The following is a 17,526-nucleotide window of genomic DNA, read 5'->3' as shown; positions in this document are numbered from 1 at the left end:
TCAGACGCTCTCGAGGAAGGAGGGATCGATCAGCACGCCTCGACGACGGAACGCCGGCGGAGCCTCGTCTGCATCGACAGGCACGACATAGGGCCCTCCCGAGAGGATCCACTCCTGCGAGAGGAATCGCTCGGGCGCATCCGTCCAGCTGGGCGCTGGCAGGGACAGCGCCTCGAGACGGTGCTGGACGAGTGCCGCGAGCGCAGCGTCCCAGGTCTCCGCTCCGGTAGTCGACGGTTCGGTCAATGACAGGAGATACCGCTCCTCCGCGGGCGCGTGATCCAGATCGTCGGCGAGCTGCACGAAACGTCGCACCGCCCCAGGGGCGTTCCCTGCCGAGAGGCGATCGCTGATCCCTCGTGCGGCGTCCGCCACATCACCGGCGCGCGAACGATAGGCGACGAGCCGCACCCCGAGCCCCGCCAGGATGCGGTCCGCGGTCTCGGTCGACGCGACTCGGTGCCCGCGCTCGATCTGCGACAACGACGATTCGGCGATACCGGTGCGCAGAGCGAGATCGCGCTGACGAACGCCGGCTGCTCGGCGTGCGGTGCGAACGGTGCTGGTGACGGTCATGACAGAATTTTACGGATCAGTAAAGTTGGCGTCAATCACGCACGAACGCCCACTCCGGCACCTTGCCGGTGCCGAGCACGGCGTGCAGCAGCTGGGCCATGCCGTGGCCGGGGTCGATGCGCAGCGCCTCGTCGAGGTGGATGCCCGCCGCCGTGCCCTCGCCGAGCGCCCAGTGCAGCCACCCGAGCATGCAGCGCACACCAGGCTGCAGCGCGGCCCCCGTGTTCGCAGCGACCCGACCCAGCGCGTCGATCGCCCGCTGGACGCGGTCCGGATCGGGCCGGCGCCGGGTCTCGCCGAGCATCATGTCGAGCATGGCGCGGTCGTCCGCGCTGATGCTCCGAGCGGCGACCTCGTCGAGCGTCTCGCCGGTGCGCTCACGTTCGGCGTGCATCGCGTCGTTGCTGCGTTCTGCGAGCCGACCTGCCTCGACGCCGAAGCCGATCTGCAGCAGCGACTCGTCCCGCTCCTCGGCACCACCGCGAGCACCGCGAGGCGGGCGAGCTGCCGCACCGTCAGCGCCTCCGCGTCGTGCTCGAGCAGCTGCTCCACGAAGGCGCTGCGCTCGTACGGCGCCGCCGGCACGACGCGTCCGAAGGCGTCGACCTCGGCCTCGAACTCCAGCAACGCCAGCGCGGCGTCGTCGAGCAGGCCGCGCAGGTGAGGCTCCGGGTCCGGCAGCGCCGCCTGCGCACGGATGGGTCGCAGGGCGCCTCGGGCCGCATCCGCTCGCTCCTTCACCTCGCCGTGCTCGATCTGCTCGAGAGGATGCCCGGCCCACGGGCTGCGGCGCTCCTGCCAGCTCGCCCAGCCGTCTTCGGCGACGAGGAAGCTGTCGACGATGCGGAAGCCGCCGTCGCGCAGCCGTCGCTCCATCGTGCGGCGCAGTCGGTCGTGCGCGGCCCGGGCGTTCGGGAACGGGCCGGGCGCGTAGACGACGAGCACGACGCCGTCGACCCGTTCGAAGCGGCTGAGGTTGCCGAGCAGCAGCGAGGCCAGCTGGTCGTGCACCTCGCGAGACCTGGGTTTCGGCAGATCAAAGCGGAACACCCCGCCGACGGTGCGCCGACCCTCGAAGGGGATGGCGAGCACGCTGTCGGCCGGGCTGAAGCCGGCGAGGGCGGGCACCGTGCCGAGGAACTCGGCACCGTTGGACGAGCGGATGATCGGGGTCGCGGTGGTCATGCCGTCAGCGTGCGCGCTCGCTGGCTCCCCGGGCGGAGTTCCACAAGCCCGCCGGCAAACGACTCATTGTGGAGGGACGTTCGTTCGGTAGTCACGTGGAGGAGCCGGCTATGTCGGCCGTTCCGGCTGAGGTGTAGTCGTGAACTTCTTTCTCGATCTCATGTCCAACACAGCCCTTTGGGGTGGCTTCATCGCGATTGCAGGATCGGCGCTTGTCTGGTTGACCTTCACCTTTCCCTCCTACCCCCGCGAGCGGGCTTGGTACCTGGAACGGGGCGAAGGGCGTTGGTTCTCCCGACCTGGCCATGCCCGCGGCTTTTCGCTGCTCCGAGCATCCCGCCCCGCGGATCACCAGGCCATCGACGAGTTCGAGCGGATGGCGGTTCAAGCAGAACGCGCCAGGTCCTGGGCCAGTATTGCGACGATCCCCTTCTTGCTGATCGGCCTCATCGCCCTTGCCAGCGCCGTCGTGCTTGTCAACGTTTCAAGCTTGGAGGGGTTGGACATCGTTCCTGGCTGCTGCCGTTCTTGCTGATCTATCTTTGGACGGCGCTCGGGGCCATTACGCCGGCGGCTCTCTTGCAGCTCCTGCCGCGGAAGATCCTTCCTCCTGAACTTGGCGGCGCTATGCACCTAGCGGATGCATTGTCGAATCTCAGCGACCCTTCTCGATCTTCAGTCCGTCTCGGCTCATCCACTTCTCGAACCCTGCGGCCGCTCGAGCGCATGGCTCGACGCTCTTTCCTCGCCTCCTTCGGCCGACGGGCCTCTGTCCCGCTCACCAGGAACTCCGCGTCGCTCTCGAAGGCAACTACGCGCCTCTGCGACATGGCAGCCGGCTCGATCGACGGCGCAAGACGGGACGAGGTCGAGACGGCTTGGGGGCTGGCGGCCGTTTGGCGAGCCGACGCGTCCCGCAGGCTAAGCCGACAGATGATCGATATCCATTGGCTTCCGCGCAAGTACTCGCCGAAGCTCAGCATCGCCTCGGCTCTGGCCGTTGGCTTGAGTGCTCTCGCTGGTCTCATCGAGATCTTCAAAGCGTTGTTGGGTAGCTGAGCCGTTCGGCCTCAGATGTCAGCAGCTCCCGCAGCACAGTGGCCCTCAGGCGTCGGACACGCTCACAAGCCCCCGAGCACCCCGGCGAGCCAGTCGAGCTGCCGACGCGTGTGCACCGCGTCGCCGCCCTCGTGGTGGTTGAAAGGGTAGACCTCGATCTCGCGGTCCACCGCGGCCTCGGCGTGCTCGCCCCAGGCGTTGAAGGCCGCGAAGACCGTCGACGGCGGGCACACCGTGTCGCGCAGGCCGACGCTGGCGTGCAGCGGCGCGCGACCCCGCCGGGCGAAGTTCACGCCGTCCACGAAGTCGAGTGTGCCGAGGGCGACGTCGACCGCATCCCGGTGCACCGAGAGGTAGTTGACGACCTCCGACCACGGCGACGCCTCCGTGATCATGAGGGCGCGGCGCGGGTGGCAGAGGAAGGGCACCCCCGCGAGCACCGCCGAGACGTCCGGCACGAGCCCGCCCGCGGCCAGGGCCAGCGCGCCGCCCTGGCTGTTGCCGGAGACGACGACCGGCGCATCCGCTTCGCCGTTCAGCGCTCGGGCGGCGTCGACCGCCCGCACGGCGTCGGCGACGAGGCGCCGGTAGTAGTGCTCGGCCGGGTCGGCGATGCCGCGGGTGACGAAGCCCGTGGCCGACGGGGGCGTGCCCACCGGGTCGACCGTGTCGCCGCCGTTGCCGTGCTGGCCGCCCTGCCCGCGGCTGTCCATGAGCAGGTGCGCGTAACCGGCGGCGGACCAGAGCAGGCGCTCGTGGGGCAGACCGCGCCCGCGCCCGTAGCCGAGGTACTCGACGACCACGCCGCGATGCGCCCGGCGGTGGCGCGGCACGGTCCACCAGGCGGCGATCGGATGCCCGTCGAAGCCGGCGAAGCGCACGTCCCACGTGTCGACGGCGCTGAGCCCCGTCTCGACCGGTCGCCGCTCGAGGATCACGTCGTGCGCTCGGGCCGCGGCGATCGTCCGCGCCCAGTGCGCGTCGAAGCCGTCGGGCTCGGGCGAGTCCGAACGGTACTCGCGCAGCGCTTCGAGGGGCAGATCGAACTGGGCCACGGGGCCTCCTTCAGACGGCGGGCGGGGCGGTGGTGCTCTCGCGGACGACGAGCTGGGTCTGCAGCTCGATGCGCGGCGGCTTCGGCGGCACGCCGCGCGAGAGGTCGACGAGCATCCTCGTCGCCGTGGCCGCCATCTCGACGAGGGGCTGATGCACGGTGGTCAGCGCCGGGCCGACCCACGCGGCGAGCGGCAGGTCGTCGTAGCCGACGACCGAGAGCTCGCGGGGCACGTCGATGCCGAGCTCGCGTGCGGCGCGCAGCACGCCGAGCGCCTGCATGTCGGAGCCGGCGAAGATCGCGGTGGGCCGGTCCGGGCGGTCGAGCAGCTCGCGACCGTGGCGGTAGCCGCCCTCCACCTCGAAGTCGCCGTAGCGGACCAGCGAGGGGTCGACGCCCACGCCGAGCTCGTCGTGCGCGCTGCGGAAGCCGTCGATGCGCGCCCGGGAGCAGAGCACGTCCGCCGGCCCGGAGATCACCGCGACGCGGCGGTGGCCGAGCTCGAGCAGGTGCCGGGTGGCCGAGAGCCCGCCCATCCAGTTGTTCGAGCCGACCGTCGGCACATCGGCCTGCGGCTCGCCGTCGGTGTCGAGCACGACGTACGGGATCGAGCGGCTCTCGAGCTGGTGCTGCTGCGCGGCCTCGAGGCGCGAGAGCACCAGCAGCACGCCGAGCGGCCGCCGTGCCAGAACCCCGTCGAGCCAGCTCTGCTGCGGCCTGTGCCGCCCGCCGAGCTCCGAGAGCACCGTGCCGATGCCGAGGTCGCCGGCGGTGCGGCGCACGCCCTTGATGATCTCGATCGACCACGCCGAGTCGAGCTCGTGGAAGACCAGGTCGATGAGCGGAGCGGATCGAGGACCGGTCGCCTGCGTGCGCCGCCGGTACTGGTGCTTCTGCAGCGCGCCCTCGACGCGGGCGCGCGTGTCGGCGGCGACGTCGGCGCGGCCGTTGAGCACCTTCGACACCGTGGGCACCGAGACCCCGAGTTCGGCGGCGATCGAAGCGATCGTGGCGGGCGCGCCCGCAGGGCTGTCGGCAGGACTCGTCGTCGTCAACGGAGCGCCCTTCTCATCGAGCGAAAGTATCGGGGCGACGCTAGCAGAGCGGGCGCGTTCCCTCTACGGTCTCGAAACAATCGAGACGACTCCTGCAGAAAACGGCTTGACGACCGGGCGACTGCGCCCTACGGTCGGTGCAACGACTATCGCTCTCAAGAGCGAAAGTTTCGAAACACGGTGTCGTGGATGCGGGGCTCGCGCCCCTCGGCTGCGCCACCGAGCGCAGACGAAGGAGTCCCATGCCGCAGCCCCATCCCCACGAGCATCCGCTCGAGGCCTGGCGTGACGCGTCGCTGCCGGCGCGCGCCCGCGCCGAGGATCTGGTCACCCGCATGACGCTCGACGAGAAGCTCGCGCAGCTGGTCGGCGTCTGGGTCGGCGCGGACGCCTCCGGGGGCGGCGTCGCACCGCACCAGTCCGACATGGCCGGCTCGCTCGACTGGGACGAGACCATCCGCCACGGCCTCGGTCAACTCACCCGCCCCTACGGCACCGCGCCCGTCGATCCCGTCGCCGGGGCCCGCTCGCTGGAGGCCTCGCAGGCGGCGATCGCCGCGAACAGCCGGTTCGGCATCCCCGCGCTCGTGCACGAGGAGTGCCTGGCCGGCTTCGCCGCCTGGCGGGCCACCGCGTACCCGGTGCCGCTGTCGTGGGGTGCGAGCTTCGATCCGGAGCTGGTGGCGGAGATGGCCGGGCGCATCGGCAGCAGCATGCGGGCCGCCGGCGTGCACCAGGGACTGGCTCCCGTGCTCGACGTCGCGCGCGACCACCGCTGGGGGCGCACCGAGGAGACCATCGGCGAGGACCCGTACCTCGTGGGCGCGATCGGGGCGAGCTACGTCGCCGGCCTCGAGGGCAGCGACGTCATCGCGACCCTCAAGCACTTCGCGGGCTACTCCGCGTCGCGCGCCGGCCGAAACCTCGCCCCCGTCTCCATGGGCTCGCGGGAGTTCGCGGACGTGATCCTGCCGCCGTTCGAGACCGCGCTGCGCCACGGCGGCGCCCGCTCCGTCATGCACTCCTACTCGGATGTGGACGGTGTGCCCTCCGCATCCGACCGCCGTCTGCTCACGGAGCTGCTGCGCGAGCAGTGGGGCTTCGAGGGCACCGTGGTGGCCGACTACTTCGGCGTGCGCTTCCTGGAGCGGCTGCACAGGGTGGCCGGCGACGGCGGCGAGGCCGCAGGGCTCGCGCTCGAGGCCGGCGTGGATGTGGAGCTGCCCACCGTGGACGCCTTCGGCGCGCCGCTGCGCGAGGCCGTGCTCGACGGGCGCGTCGACGAGGCGCTCGTCGACCGCGCCCTGCTGCGCGTGCTCGAGCAGAAGATCGCCATCGGCCTGCTCGACGACCCGGCCGCGGTCGCAGCTGCCGAGACGCCCGTGCTCGACGACGCGGACTCACGCGACCTCGCCCGGCGGCTCGCCCGCGAGTCGCTCGTGCTGCTCGAGAACCGCGGGGCGCTCCCCTCGCACAGGATGCACGCCTCGCCGTGGTCGGTCCGCTGGCCGACGAGGCGATGGCCATGCTCGGCTGCTACTCCTTCCCCGCCCACGTCGGCTCGCAGCATCCCGACGTGCCGATCGGCCTCGACATCCCGACCGTGCTCGGCTCGCTGCGCGAGGCCGGCCTCGCCGCGGCGCACGCACGCGGCGCCGATGTCGACACGGACGATCGCAGCGGCTTCGCCGAGGCCGTCGCCGCCGCTCGGGACGCCGACGTGACGATCGCCGTCGTCGGCGACCGGGCCGGGCTCTTCGGCCGTGGCACCTCCGGTGAGGGCTGCGATGCCGCGGACCTGCGGCTGCCCGGCGTGCAGCGCGAACTGCTCGAGGCGCTGCTCGACACCGGCAGGCCGGTCGTCGTGGTGCTGCTCACCGGTCGCCCCTACGCGCTCGGCGGCATCGCGGAGCGCGCCGCGGCCGTGCTGCAGGGCTTCTTCCCCGGCCAGGAGGGCGGTCCGGCGATCGCCGAGGTGCTCACCGGCGCCGTCTCACCCTCCGGTCGACTGCCCGTCGGCATCCCGCGCGACCCCGGCGGACAGCCGGGCACCTACCTGACGGCACCGCTCGGTCAGCGCTCCGGCGTCTCCAACATCGACCCGACCCCGCTCTACCCCTTCGGTCACGGCCTCGGCTACACGGACTTCGCGTGGAGCGGCGTCGAGATCCTCGGCGGCGCGGAGGAATGGCCGGTCGACTCGGCCGTCGAGGTCGCGGTGACCGTGACCAACACGGGCGAGCGCAGCGGCGCCGACGTCGTGCAGCTCTACGCGCACGACCCAGTCGCGCAGGTCGTGCGCCCGGTGCAGCGCCTCGTCGGCTTCCAGCGCGTCGCACTCGAGCCGGGGGCCAGCGCCCGCGTCGTGCTGACGGTGCACGCCGACCTGCTCTCCTTCACGGGACGGGCCGGACACCGCATCGTCGAGCCGGGCGCCGTGCAGCTGCGCGTCGCTCGGTCGAGCGGTGACGTGGTCGCCGAGCTCGACCTGGTCTCCGTCGGCGCCGAGCGCCGCGTCGGGCAGGACCGCGAACTGCTCGCGACCGCGAGGGTCGAGGCGTTCGAGGCGGTGCCGGTATGAGCCTGCACGAACCAACGACCGCCCCCGACGGCGCTCGCGCGAGCGGACCGGAGGCGGCCACGAGCGCGATGCTCGCCGCCGAGGCCCGCCCGCCGCGCGGTCGACGCGGCCGGGCGGCGACCGGCCGCGGCAAGCTCCCCTGGCGCAAGGCCATCCGCCGCGACTGGCAGCTCTACACGCTGGTGCTGCTACCGCTCGCCTTCTTCCTGATCTTCCGCTACCTGCCCATGGCCGGCAACGTCATCGCCTTCCGCCGGTTCCAGCCCGGCGGCAGCATCTTCGGCGAGGAGTGGGTGGGCCTGCGCTACGTCGAGATGTTCCTGAACGACCCCACGTTCTGGAACGTCTTCGGCAACACGCTCACCATCGGCCTGGTCTCGCTGCTCATCGCGTTCCCGGCGCCGATCATCCTGGCGCTGCTGCTCAACGAGGTGCGCACCCGCTACTTCAAGCGCTTCGTGCAGACCGTCTCGTACCTGCCGCACTTCCTCTCGATCGTCATCATCGCCGGCATGCTGCTGCAGCTGCTCTCCCTCGAGGGCACGGTCAACCAGGTCGTGCGGGCCTTCGGCGGCGATGCCGTGCCGTTCATGCAGCGGCCCGAGTGGTTCCTGACCGTCTACGTCTCCTCCGAGGTGTGGCAGACGGTCGGCTGGGGCACGATCCTCTACCTCGCGGCGCTGACCCAGATCGATCAGAGCCTCTACGAGGCCGCCCGCATCGACGGTGCGAACCGCTGGAAGCAGACGCTGCACGTGACCCTGCCGGGCATCCGCCCGACCATGATCACGCTGCTGATCCTCAACATCGGCACCTTCATGGCGGTGGGCTTCGAGAAGATCCTGCTCATCTACAACCCCCTCACGTATCCCACGGCCGACGTGATCGCCACGTATCTGTACCGGGTCGGCCTCGAGTCGAACAACTTCAGCTACGCCGCCGCGATCGGCATGTTCGAGGCCCTCATCGGCCTCACCCTCATCCTCTCCGCCAACGCGATCTCGCGCCGAGTAGTCGGGACCAGCCTGTGGTGACCATCACGAACGACGACCGCCCCCGCATCCGCTCGAACCGTCCGAAGCGGATGAAGGACTCGCGCGGCTACCGCGTCTTCCAGGTCGTGAACGGCGCGGTCCTGCTGGGGGTCGTCTTCGTCACCCTGTACCCCTTCCTCAACATCATCGCCCAGTCGTTCAGCGGGGAGTCCTTCATCCGCGCCGGCGAGGTCAACCTGATCCCGCAGGGGTTCAACATCACGACGTACCAACTCGTGATGGGCGACGGCATGTTCTGGCGCAACTACGGCAACACCGTGCTCTACACGGTCGTCGCCACGGCGATCGCCATGGTGCTCACCACGACGTACGCTTACGTCATCTCGAAGCGGAACATCCGCGGTCGCGGCCTGCTCATCGGCATCGCCGTGTTCACGATGTTCTTCAACGGCGGGCTGATCCCGAACTACGTGCTCATCTCGAGCCTCGGTCTCACGAACAGCATCTGGGCGATCGTGCTGCCGAACGCGATCTCGGTGTTCAACCTGCTCGTCATGAAGGCGTTCTTCGAGAACCTGCCGGCCGAGCTGGAGGAGGCGGCGCAGATCGACGGGCTCTCGACGTACGGGATCCTGCTGCGCATCGTGCTGCCGCTGTCGAAGGCCGTCATCGCCACGATGGTGCTCTTCTACGCGGTGACGTTCTGGAACTCCTGGTTCCAGGCGTTCCTGTACCTCAACCAGCAGGAGCTGTTCCCGGTCACCATCTACCTGCGCAACCTCATCGCGGGTGCCTCCACGGCGAGCTCGCTCGGCAGCGGCAGCGGCGACCTCGCCCAGGTCGCCTCGAACATCAAGGCCGTGACCATGGTGCTCACGGTGCTGCCGATCCTCTGCGTCTACCCGTTCATCCAGCGCTACTTCGTGTCGGGCGTCATGCTCGGCTCGGTCAAGGGCTGACCCACCACCCCCGACAGCGACGTCGGCTACGAAAGGAACACAGCATGAAGTCACGAGCACTCCTCAGGGCGGGCGGCGTCGGCGCCGCCGTGGCGTTGGGCCTCGGCCTCGCCGCCTGCGGCAGCAGCAGCGAGGACGTCGACGTCAGCGAGCAGACGCTCGGCGCGATGGACGCGTACGCGGTCGGCGACCAGTTCACCGCCACCGAGGCGCTGACCTTCCCGATCCTCTACAGCGAGCACCCGAACTACCCGATCAAGGACGACTGGCTCTTCTGGGAGGAGCTCGGCAAGCGCACGAACGTGACGCTCGAGCCGACCATCGTGCCGATGAGCGACTACGAGCAGAAGCGCAGCCTGCTCGTGGGCGCCGGCGACGCCCCGCCCATCCTGCCGAAGACCTACGCCGGGCAGGAGACGCCCTTCGTCGCCTCCGGGGCGGTGCTGCCGGTCAGCGACTACCTCGACCTCATGCCGAACTTCACGGACAAGGTGGAGCGCTGGGGTCTCGAGGACAACCTCGACACGCTGCGCCAGGAGGACGGCGAGTTCTACGTGCTGCCCGGCCTGCACGAGAACCCGTGGCAGGACTACACCATCGCCGTGCGGCAGGACATCATGACCGAGCTCGGCCTCGAGGCACCGGGCGACTGGGACGAGTTCCGCGACGTGCTGCGCGCCGTCAAGGCCGCGTACCCGGACATGTACCCGCTGTCGGACCGCTTCAACGTGCCGACCCCGGGCGGCAACTTCCTGAGCCTGGTGGCGATGACCTACGGCACCTCCGCGGGCTGGGGCTACAACGACGCCACCTTCGACGAGGCCTCCGGCGAGTTCGCCTACACCGGCGGCACCGACGAGTACCGCGACTTCGTGGAGTACGTGTCCTCCCTCGTCGAGGAGGGACTGGTCGACCCCGAGAGCTTCACGCAGGACGACGACACCGCCATCCAGAAGTTCACGAACGGGCGTTCCTTCGCCATCAGCACGAACGCGCAGACGCTCGTGAACGACTACCGCCCGACGCTCGCCGACACCCAGCCGGATGCGGAGGTCGTCAAGATCCCGCTGCCCGCCGGCCCCGCCGGCAACGTCATCAGCGGCACCACGCAGCTCGAGAACGGCATCATGATCAGCTCCGCCGCCACCGAGCGGGAGGACTTCGTCGCGATGATGCAGTTCATCGACTGGCTCTGGTACTCCGACGCCGGCCTCGAGTTCGCCAAGTGGGGCGTCGAGGGCACCACCTTCACGAAGGACGCCGAGGGCAAGCGCGTGCTCGCCGAGGACATCGACTTCGTCGGCCTCAACCCGGGTGCCACGAAGCACCTGCAGAAGGACTTCGGCTTCTCGAACGGCGTCTTCGCGTACGGCGGCCCGACCGAGCTGCTGCAGTCGACCTTCTCCGAGGAGGAGCTCGTGTTCCAGGCCGCCATGAACGAGAAGGAGACGCTGCCGCTGCCGCCGGCCTACCCGTTCAGCGAGGCCGAGCGCGAGCAGGCGACCCTGCTCGAGACGCCGCTGGCCGACTTCACGGCGCAGGCGACGCTGCAGTTCATCCTCGGCGACCGCAGCCTCGACGACTGGGACTCCTACGTCGCCGAGCTCGAGGCCAAGGGCTCCTCGACCTACGTCGACCTCGTGAACGGCGCCGCGGAGCGCTTCGAGGAGGCGAACGGCTGATGACCGCCACCGCTCCGCAGCGCCGGGAGGCGGGTGAGGGGGCCCTCGCCCGAGGCGCCCTCGCCGTCTACCACGTGCTCGTGTACCAGGGACTGCTGCTGCTGACGGCCAGCCCCGGCATCGCGATGCTGCTGCTGCTGCGAGCGGATGCGAGCAACCTGCCCCTGGTCGCCCTCGCGGCCGTGCCGCTCGGCCCGTCGCTCGCCGCCGCGCTCTTCGCGTGGCGGCGGGCGCTGGCCGAGCCCTCCTCCAGCCGGCCCGCCACTTCTGGCGCGGCTACCGGCTGAACGCCCTGCCCGTGCTGCGGTGGTGGGTGCCGGCCCTCGGCGCCGCCACCGTGCTCGGCATCAACCTGCTGGGCGCCGACGCGGTGCCCGGCGGCGAGGTGCTCGGCGCGATCACCGTCGTGCTGCTCGTCGTGCTGCTGCTCGTGGCCGCGAACGCCCTCGTCATCACGGCCCTGTACGCGCTGCGCACCCGCGACGTGCTGCGCCTGGCCGCCTACTACGTCGTCCGCTCGCCGCGGTCGACGCTCGCGACGCTCGCGCTGGCGGTGGTGATCGCCGCCTCGCTGGTGCTGCTCTCCGAGCTCGTGCCGATCCTGCTCAGCGCCGTCCTCGCGCTGGTGCTGCTGCACGGCACCCGCCCCATCCGCTCCGACATCGAGGAGAACTTCGTCTCGTGACGCTCACCGACCGCACCGACGCCGCCGCCCGCAAGATCCTCTACGGCGGCGACTACAACCCCGAGCAGTGGCCGCGGGAGGTGTGGGACGAGGACGCCGCGGCGTTCGCCGAGGCCGGCATCGAGACCCTGACGCTCGGCGTGTTCGACTGGGCGCAGCTGCAGCCCTCGGAGCACGAGTTCGACTTCAGCCAGCTCGACGCGATCATCGAGCACGTCGTGGCGACGGGTCGCAGCTTCGTGCTCGCCACCGCCACCGGCGCGCTGCCGCCGTGGCTCGCCCACCAGCACCCCGAGGTGACCCGCGTCGACTTCCAGGGTCGCAAGCACCGGTACGGGCAGCGCCACAACCACTGCCCGAACTCGCCGGTGTTCCGCCGCCTCTCCCCCGCGCTGGCCGGCCGCCTCGCCGAGCGCTACGGCAACCACCCGCAGCTCGTCGCCTGGCACATCGGCAACGAGTACGGCGGCTTCGACGGCGGCTGCTGGTGCGACAACTGCGGCATCGCATACCGCGTGTGGCTGCGCGAGCGCTACGGCAGCCTCGACGAGCTCAACCGCGCCTGGAACGCCACGTTCTGGTCGCACACCTACGGCGACTGGGACGAGATCGTGCCGCCGAACATCCTCAGCGAGCACTGGCGCGGCCCCAACCACACCGCGTTCCAGGGCAACACCCTCGACTACCTGCGCTTCATGAGCGACAGCATGCTGCGCAACTACCTCGACGAGAAGGCCGCGATCCGCGCGCACGACGCGACGACGCCGGCGACGACGAACTTCATGGGGATGTTCCGCCCGCTCGACTACCAGCGCTGGGCCGAGCACCTCGACTTCGTCTCGTGGGACAACTACCCGCCCGGCGACCGCGAGCACGCGCGCATGGCGCTCACGCACGACCTCATGCGCGGCCTCAAGCAGGGCGATCCGTTCTGGGTGATGGAGCAGACGCCCACCATCACGGCCAGCCGCGACGTGAATCCGGTCAAGCGTCCCGGCGTGCTGCGACTGTGGTCGTGGCAGTCGGTGGCCCACGGAGCGGATGCGGTGCTCTACTTCCAGATGCGGCAGTCGCCGGGCGCCTGCGAGAAGTACCACGGCGCCCTGCTCGACCACGCCGGCCGCACCGACACGCGCTCCTTCCGCGAGGCCGCGGCGCTCGGTGCCGAGTTCGAGCGGGTGGGCGACGCGCTGCTCGGCGCTCGCACGCCGGCGCGGGCCGCCCTCGTCTTCGACTGGAACAGCTGGTGGGCCAGCGAGATCACCGACGGCCTCAACCGGCACCTCGCCTACCCGGCCGTCGTGCAGGCCTACCACCGCGCGCTCTGGCAGGCCGGTGTCGACCTCGACGTGATCTCGGTGCACGACGACCTCGACGGCTACGACCTCGTCGTCGCGCCGCAGCTGCACCTGGTGCAGAACGATGTGGCCGAGCGGATGCGCGCCGTCGCCGAGCGCGGCGGCACCGTCGTCGCCAGCGCCCTGACGGGGCGGGTGGATGCGAGCGACAACGCCTTCCTCGGCGACGCACCCGGCCCGTTCGCCCCGCTCTTCGGCGTGCGCGTGGAGGAGACGGACTCGCTGCCGCCGGGCGAGGTCAACGGCGTGCGCTGGGCCGACGGCGTCGAGGGCTCAGCGAGCCTGGTCTTCGAGCTCCTCGTTCCGGAGGGCGCCGAGACGGAGGCGGTCTACGAGCACGACTTCTACGCCGGCCGCCCCGTCGTCACCCGCAACGCGGTCGGTTCGGGTGAGGCCTGGTACGTGGCCGCCCATGCCGACGACGCGGCGCTGGCGCGGCTGTTCGCGCCGATCCTCGAGCGGCACGGCCTCGTCGGTCCCTACGCCGGTGCGCACGACCTCGAGTTCGCCGTGCGCCAGGGAACCGGCGGTCGCTTCGCGTTCCTGCTGCACCACGGCCTCGAGCCGGTGGAGGTCATCGCCCACGCCAGCGGGGTGGATGTGCTGACTGGCGCGCGCATCGAGCAAGGCCAGACCCTCACGATCGCGCCGCGCGACGTGATCGTGCTGCGGGAGGACTGAGTCCTCGCGCGCGCCGCCAGGTCGCGCGAGCCCGGCCTGCCGCGCGACGAAGGGCCCGCTGCGATCCGCAGCGGGCCCTTCGTCGTGCCCGGTTCAGGCCGGCAGGCGCTCGTCCCGCACGCCGGACTTGCGCTGGAAGTACGCCCCGATCTGGTCGCGCCACTCGGCGGCCGAGCGCACCTGCTCGGCGAGGCGCTCGGCGATCCGCTCGTGGAGGGCGTCGTCGACGCGGCCCTGCACGCCCTGCCAGGCGCGCTGCATCCGCTCGGTCTCGGCCGCGCCCTCGACGTGCGTGTCGTAGATGTGCTGGATGACGGTCGAGCCGCTCCGCAACCGGTGGCCGTAGGGCACGTGGTGGAAGAAGAGCAGCAGCTCGTCGGGGCAGGTCTCGAGCGACTCGTAGGCGCTGCGCCACGGCTCGGGGTACTGGCCCGCGTAGCCGGTGCCCGTGGCGACCGTGCGGTCGACGCCGATGCCGTCGCGATCCGCGAAGTGGTACGTGCCCCAGCGGGAGTACTCGTACCCGTCGACATCGGGCCCGTAGTGGTGTCCTGGCGCGACCATGAAGCCGACGCCGAGGGGCGCCGTGTAGTGCTCGTAGGTGCGCCACGAGTCGGCCATGAGGTCGCGCACCGTGTCGACCACCTCGGGCTCGGCGCCCGCGAAGGTCAGCGTGAGCCACTCCTCGAGCAGGTCGCCCTCGGCGCCCCAGGCTAGGCGCGCGAAGGCGTAGAGGTTCGCCTGGGCGAGCGGATGCCCGGTCCAGTACCGATCGGTGCCCACGTTGGCGACGGCCACCACGTCGTCGACGAGCTCGGCGACCGGGCGGTCGGGCAGCGGGAAGTCGAGCACCCCGCGCCACATCGGTTCGAGGTGGCAGACGTGCCGCTGGTGGCCGGTGTACTCCTGCGTCACCTGCAGCTCGAGCGCCAGCCGGGTGCGCGGCATCGCGCCGAGCACGGGCGAGACCGGCTCGCGCACCTGGAAGTCCATCGGCCCGTGCTTGACCTGCAGCACCACGTTGTCGGCGAAGCGGCCGTCGAGCGGGGCGAAGTGATCGTAGGCGGCCCGGGCCCGGTCGGTGCCGCGGTCGCGCCAGTCCTGATGGTGGTTGTAGACGAAGGCGCGCCAGTGCACGACGCCCCCGTGCGGGGCGAGGGCCTGGGCGAGCGCGTTGGCGCCGTCGGCGTGGTCGCGGCCGTAGGCGAACGGGCCGGGCTGCCCCTCCGAGTCGGCCTTGACGAGGTAGCCGCCGAAGTCGGGGATCGCCGCGTAGACCGCATCCGTCGCGGCTCGCCACCACGCGCGCACGCCCTCGTCGAGCGGATCGGAGGTGGTCAGCCCGCCGAGCAGCATCGGCGCCGCGAAGCTCACCGAGAGGTGCAGCCGGATGCCCCAGGGACGCAGCACGTCGGCCACCCGCGCGACGTCGAGCAGATCGTCGGTGAGCAGCCGCGCCTCGCGGGCGTGCACGTTGACGTTGTTGATCGCGATCGCGCTGATGCCGACGGAGGCGAGCAGCCGCGCGTAGGCGTCGATGCGGCTCAGGTCGGCGCGCACGCCGTGCTCGTCGAAGAAGAGGGAGTCGCCGGCGTAGCCGCGCTCGACGGTGCCCATGACGGGGTGGCTGCCGATGTTGTCCCAGTGGTCGAGCATGCGGGTGGCGCGCACCGGGGCGTCCCGCACCAGCTCAGCGTCGGCGGGCGTGCGCAGCAGGGCGAAGAGCCCGACCAGCAGGCCGCGCTCCCCGCGCCCACGACGGCGGTCGTGCCGTCGCGGCGGGCGATGACGTAGCCGTCGGCGGGGATGGGGCCGGCCTCCAGCGCGGCGCGGTGGGCCTCGTTGGCGGCCGCGGCCTCGGTGTCGGCGAGCACGAGTTCCGGCCGCTCGGTGGTGATGGTGCCGCCGTGCAGGGCGACCGCTCGCTCGACCTCGGCGCGCACGGCCGCGGCGAGCGGCCCCGTGGTGAGCACCGCGACGCGGGCGGCGCCGATCGGGGCGAGGGCCGCATCCGGCAACCAGGCGGGATGGAGGTCGGTCGTCATCGTCGTTCCTTCCGCCGCCGGCGCGGTGGCGCGCTCCGTTGCGGCCCGTTCAGTATGGCAACCGGTTGACAACAGGGGCGCGGAGTTGCGCAAACGGTCTCAGCCGCGGTCGACGACCACCCAGGCGGCCTCGCTACGCTGCCCGCATCCGCTCCTACCCGAAGGGACGCTCGTGCTCCAGCACCGCGCTTTCACCGCCGCCGGCATCGTCATGGAGCTCCTCGGATTCGTGGCGCTGCTCGCCGCGGTCTACGGCGTCGCGCATCCGCTCGCGCAGGGCGTGCTCGCGGCCATGGCGTTCCTGCTGTGGATCGTCGGCGCGCTGCTCATCGTGCACGGCCGTCGTCGCGGCTCGGACGGGCAGCCCGTGCGGGTGAGGGTGCGGGCGCAGCGACGCCGCTGAGCCGGTGTCAGCGACCGGATGCGCCCGGTTCGGCATCAGCCCGGGCGATGAGACGCAGGACGAGGTCGGGCAGCTGCAAGGTCGCCGTCTCCCAGAAGCTCTCGTCGTCCATGGAGCGGTAGCCACCGTGCGAGACGGTGTTGCGAATCGTCGAGATGGCGCGCATCTCGGTGTCGGAGACGGCGTCGAGCAGGAAGGCGTACTCTCGCCGTTCGAGCACGCCGTGCAGGCGGACCACCGCCATCGAGGCCGCATCGTACGAATCGGAGCCGTCGAGGAAGACCGCGCGGTCGCCGCCCACGACTCGCTCCTCCAGGCGCCGCTCGATGCGCCGCAACTCGTCCTGGAGATTCGCGAGGTCGTGCCGCGGCCGATCTGCGGCGTCCCTTCTCGGCACAGGCTCGAAGCTCACAGCGGCACCGCCTCTGCGAGCAGGCGGCGCCCGAGTGGCGTCGCCGCCGCAGAATGCTCCGCGATCGCCTCGACGGGGAACCCGGTGAGCTGCTCGACCGCGTCGGCGAAGGCCGCGACGGGGATGAGCCCTGCGCCGCTCGTCGCGGTCACGAAGAGATCGATGTCGCTGTAGAAGTGGTCATCGCCCCGCAGCACCGAACCGAACACGCGGGGATCGCTCAGCCCGTAGCGGAGGGCCGCCTGTCGGATACCTGCTGCTTCACGCCCGACCGCTCCGCCAGCTCGAGCTGCGTCAGACCCGCGTCCTTCCGAGCAGCGGTGATGAGCTCAGCAGCGCGGAGCACATCGAATCGAGACACCCTTCGAGTATCTCAGCGGTGATATCGAAGGGGAAGGGCGCACGAGCCCTCCCGTCGCTCACCCGAGCGTGTTGACGACGCCCGCCGCCAGCGGCGCGGCGATGGCGACGACGATGGCCGCGACGCCCATCCGCCGACCGCGGTCGCGGATGATCGGGTCGAGCGCCACGATGATCGCCCCGATCACGAAGCCGACCCCGGCCGCCAGCCCGAACGTCGAGAGGAGCACCGCGACTCCCCCGGCCCCACCGCCGCCCGTGGCGGTCTGCGCCAGCTCGGACTCCCCGGCGATGGTGCTGCCCATGAGCGCCAGCACGATGAAGCCGGCGATCGCCAGACCGAGGGCGACGCGGGGACGGATGTACGTGCGGGGCTTCGACTCGGTCATCGGCTCCAGGGTAACGAGCCTTGACCGGGCGCTCGGACTCTGCGAGC

At 71.1% G+C, this 17,526-nt stretch carries 20 protein-coding genes and 2 pseudogenes; 11 read left to right on the top strand and 11 right to left on the bottom strand.

Annotated features, from left to right (window positions below; translation table 11 throughout):
• The 3 genes and pseudogenes from QQK26_RS03195 to QQK26_RS03185 form a co-directional block, all read right to left on the bottom strand.
• Complete coding sequence (locus tag QQK26_RS03195) at positions 1 to 576, bottom strand: helix-turn-helix domain-containing protein (RefSeq protein ID WP_284229978.1); 576 nt, start codon at positions 574 to 576, stop codon at positions 1 to 3.
• A gap of 31 nt (positions 577 to 607) precedes the next feature.
• Positions 608 to 1,357: a DUF4192 family protein gene (locus QQK26_RS03190; RefSeq protein WP_284234425.1), complete on the bottom strand. Its 750-nt coding sequence runs from the start codon at positions 1,355 to 1,357 to the stop codon at positions 608 to 610.
• An 8-nt stretch (positions 1,358 to 1,365) separates the two neighbouring features.
• Positions 1,366 to 1,761 (bottom strand): annotated as a pseudogene (locus tag QQK26_RS03185) (DUF4192 family protein); the annotation flags it as partial.
• Between the two features lie 139 nt (positions 1,762 to 1,900).
• Between QQK26_RS03185 and QQK26_RS03180 the strand changes: the two are divergent.
• Both QQK26_RS03180 and QQK26_RS03175 read left to right on the top strand, forming a co-directional pair.
• Positions 1,901 to 2,296, top strand: coding sequence for a hypothetical protein (locus tag QQK26_RS03180; RefSeq protein WP_284229976.1), 396 nt, complete (start codon positions 1,901 to 1,903; stop codon positions 2,294 to 2,296).
• Positions 2,297 to 2,589: 293 nt separating this feature from the next.
• The gene (locus QQK26_RS03175) at positions 2,590 to 2,820 is read left to right on the top strand and encodes a hypothetical protein (RefSeq protein WP_284229974.1); all 231 of its coding nucleotides are present in this window, start codon (positions 2,590 to 2,592) and stop codon (positions 2,818 to 2,820) included.
• Positions 2,821 to 2,882: 62 nt separating this feature from the next.
• Here the strand turns inward: QQK26_RS03175 and QQK26_RS03170 are convergent, their stop codons facing one another.
• Both QQK26_RS03170 and QQK26_RS03165 read right to left on the bottom strand, forming a co-directional pair.
• A complete protein-coding gene (locus QQK26_RS03170) occupies positions 2,883 to 3,875 on the bottom strand; it encodes an acetylxylan esterase (protein ID WP_284229971.1) in 993 nt (330 codons plus the stop codon).
• A gap of 10 nt (positions 3,876 to 3,885) precedes the next feature.
• Positions 3,886 to 4,929 (bottom strand): LacI family DNA-binding transcriptional regulator, encoded by a 1,044-nt coding sequence (locus QQK26_RS03165; protein WP_284229970.1) that lies wholly within the window; start codon positions 4,927 to 4,929, stop codon positions 3,886 to 3,888.
• A gap of 242 nt (positions 4,930 to 5,171) precedes the next feature.
• On the opposite strand from QQK26_RS03165, the pseudogene QQK26_RS16165 reads away from it, so the two are divergent.
• The 8 genes and pseudogenes from QQK26_RS16165 to QQK26_RS03130 all read left to right on the top strand — a co-directional run.
• Positions 5,172 to 6,188: pseudogene (locus QQK26_RS16165) on the top strand (glycoside hydrolase family 3 protein); the annotation flags it as partial.
• 260 nt (positions 6,189 to 6,448) lie between these two features.
• Positions 6,449 to 7,510: a glycoside hydrolase family 3 C-terminal domain-containing protein gene (locus QQK26_RS16160; protein WP_348519983.1), complete on the top strand. Its 1,062-nt coding sequence runs from the start codon at positions 6,449 to 6,451 to the stop codon at positions 7,508 to 7,510.
• Complete coding sequence (locus QQK26_RS03155) at positions 7,507 to 8,544, top strand: ABC transporter permease (RefSeq protein WP_284229968.1); 1,038 nt, start codon at positions 7,507 to 7,509, stop codon at positions 8,542 to 8,544. The genes QQK26_RS16160 and QQK26_RS03155 overlap by 4 nt, the downstream gene beginning before the upstream one ends.
• A gap of 50 nt (positions 8,545 to 8,594) precedes the next feature.
• Complete coding sequence (locus QQK26_RS03150) at positions 8,595 to 9,464, top strand: carbohydrate ABC transporter permease (protein ID WP_284234423.1); 870 nt, start codon at positions 8,595 to 8,597, stop codon at positions 9,462 to 9,464.
• A 44-nt stretch (positions 9,465 to 9,508) separates the two neighbouring features.
• Positions 9,509 to 11,146, top strand: coding sequence for an ABC transporter substrate-binding protein (locus tag QQK26_RS03145; RefSeq protein WP_284229966.1), 1,638 nt, complete (start codon positions 9,509 to 9,511; stop codon positions 11,144 to 11,146).
• Positions 11,146 to 11,433: a hypothetical protein gene (locus QQK26_RS03140; protein ID WP_284229964.1), complete on the top strand. Its 288-nt coding sequence runs from the start codon at positions 11,146 to 11,148 to the stop codon at positions 11,431 to 11,433. Before QQK26_RS03145 ends, QQK26_RS03140 begins: the two co-directional genes overlap by 1 nt.
• Positions 11,367 to 11,831: a hypothetical protein gene (locus QQK26_RS03135; protein WP_284229962.1), complete on the top strand. Its 465-nt coding sequence runs from the start codon at positions 11,367 to 11,369 to the stop codon at positions 11,829 to 11,831. The genes QQK26_RS03140 and QQK26_RS03135 overlap by 67 nt, the downstream gene beginning before the upstream one ends.
• The gene (locus QQK26_RS03130; protein ID WP_284229959.1) at positions 11,828 to 13,870 is read left to right on the top strand and encodes a beta-galactosidase; all 2,043 of its coding nucleotides are present in this window, start codon (positions 11,828 to 11,830) and stop codon (positions 13,868 to 13,870) included. The genes QQK26_RS03135 and QQK26_RS03130 overlap by 4 nt, the downstream gene beginning before the upstream one ends.
• Positions 13,871 to 13,963: 93 nt before the next feature.
• Here QQK26_RS03130 and QQK26_RS03125 read toward each other — a convergent pair whose 3' ends face one another.
• Both QQK26_RS03125 and QQK26_RS03120 read right to left on the bottom strand, forming a co-directional pair.
• Positions 13,964 to 15,526, bottom strand: a complete 1,563-nt coding sequence (locus QQK26_RS03125; RefSeq protein ID WP_284234421.1) for an alpha-glucuronidase — start codon at positions 15,524 to 15,526, stop codon at positions 13,964 to 13,966.
• Positions 15,415 to 15,915 carry a hypothetical protein gene (locus tag QQK26_RS03120; RefSeq protein WP_284229957.1) on the bottom strand — a complete coding sequence of 167 codons (501 nt, stop codon included), beginning with the start codon at positions 15,913 to 15,915 and terminating at the stop codon, positions 15,415 to 15,417. The genes QQK26_RS03125 and QQK26_RS03120 overlap by 112 nt, the downstream gene beginning before the upstream one ends.
• Positions 15,916 to 16,087: 172 nt before the next feature.
• On the opposite strand from QQK26_RS03120, the gene QQK26_RS03115 reads away from it, so the two are divergent.
• Positions 16,088 to 16,318: a hypothetical protein gene (locus tag QQK26_RS03115; RefSeq protein ID WP_284229955.1), complete on the top strand. Its 231-nt coding sequence runs from the start codon at positions 16,088 to 16,090 to the stop codon at positions 16,316 to 16,318.
• A gap of 7 nt (positions 16,319 to 16,325) precedes the next feature.
• On the opposite strand, the gene QQK26_RS03110 is transcribed toward QQK26_RS03115, so the two are convergent.
• From QQK26_RS03110 to QQK26_RS03100, 4 genes are all read right to left on the bottom strand, one after another.
• A complete protein-coding gene (locus tag QQK26_RS03110) occupies positions 16,326 to 16,730 on the bottom strand; it encodes an antitoxin (RefSeq protein WP_284229954.1) in 405 nt (134 codons plus the stop codon).
• Positions 16,727 to 16,939: a nucleotidyltransferase family protein gene (locus tag QQK26_RS03105; protein WP_284229952.1), complete on the bottom strand. Its 213-nt coding sequence runs from the start codon at positions 16,937 to 16,939 to the stop codon at positions 16,727 to 16,729. Before QQK26_RS03105 ends, QQK26_RS03110 begins: the two co-directional genes overlap by 4 nt.
• 11 nt (positions 16,940 to 16,950) lie before the next feature.
• Entirely contained in the window at positions 16,951 to 17,076 is a 126-nt protein-coding gene (locus QQK26_RS16375) for a helix-turn-helix domain-containing protein (RefSeq protein WP_431308025.1), read from the bottom strand.
• 73 nt (positions 17,077 to 17,149) lie between these two features.
• The gene (locus QQK26_RS03100; protein ID WP_284229951.1) at positions 17,150 to 17,479 is read right to left on the bottom strand and encodes a hypothetical protein; all 330 of its coding nucleotides are present in this window, start codon (positions 17,477 to 17,479) and stop codon (positions 17,150 to 17,152) included.
• Positions 17,480 to 17,526 lie beyond the last annotated feature (47 nt).

It is taken from the genome of Arenivirga flava (assembly GCF_030161575.1).
In the GTDB taxonomy this organism is placed as follows: Bacteria; Actinomycetota; Actinomycetes; order Actinomycetales; family Microbacteriaceae; genus Arenivirga; species Arenivirga flava.
This window is presented reverse-complemented; position numbering and strand designations above follow the sequence as displayed.

Excerpts from the sequence above, each read along its gene's own strand:
- QQK26_RS03195 (WP_284229978.1), bottom strand. The coding sequence starts at position 576 with ATGACCGTCACCAGCACCGTTCGCACCGCACGCCGAGCAGCCGGCGTT.
- QQK26_RS03175 (WP_284229974.1), top strand. The coding sequence starts at position 2,590 with ATGGCAGCCGGCTCGATCGACGGCGCAAGACGGGACGAGGTCGAGACG.
- QQK26_RS16160 (WP_348519983.1), top strand. The coding sequence starts at position 6,449 with ATGGCCATGCTCGGCTGCTACTCCTTCCCCGCCCACGTCGGCTCGCAG.
- QQK26_RS03155 (WP_284229968.1), top strand. The coding sequence starts at position 7,507 with ATGAGCCTGCACGAACCAACGACCGCCCCCGACGGCGCTCGCGCGAGC.
- QQK26_RS03150 (WP_284234423.1), top strand. The coding sequence starts at position 8,595 with ATGAAGGACTCGCGCGGCTACCGCGTCTTCCAGGTCGTGAACGGCGCG.
- QQK26_RS03145 (WP_284229966.1), top strand. The coding sequence starts at position 9,509 with ATGAAGTCACGAGCACTCCTCAGGGCGGGCGGCGTCGGCGCCGCCGTG.
- QQK26_RS03140 (WP_284229964.1), top strand. The coding sequence starts at position 11,146 with ATGACCGCCACCGCTCCGCAGCGCCGGGAGGCGGGTGAGGGGGCCCTC.
- QQK26_RS03125 (WP_284234421.1), bottom strand. The coding sequence starts at position 15,526 with ATGCTCGACCACTGGGACAACATCGGCAGCCACCCCGTCATGGGCACC.
- QQK26_RS03120 (WP_284229957.1), bottom strand. The coding sequence starts at position 15,915 with ATGACGACCGACCTCCATCCCGCCTGGTTGCCGGATGCGGCCCTCGCC.
- QQK26_RS03100 (WP_284229951.1), bottom strand. The coding sequence starts at position 17,479 with ATGACCGAGTCGAAGCCCCGCACGTACATCCGTCCCCGCGTCGCCCTC.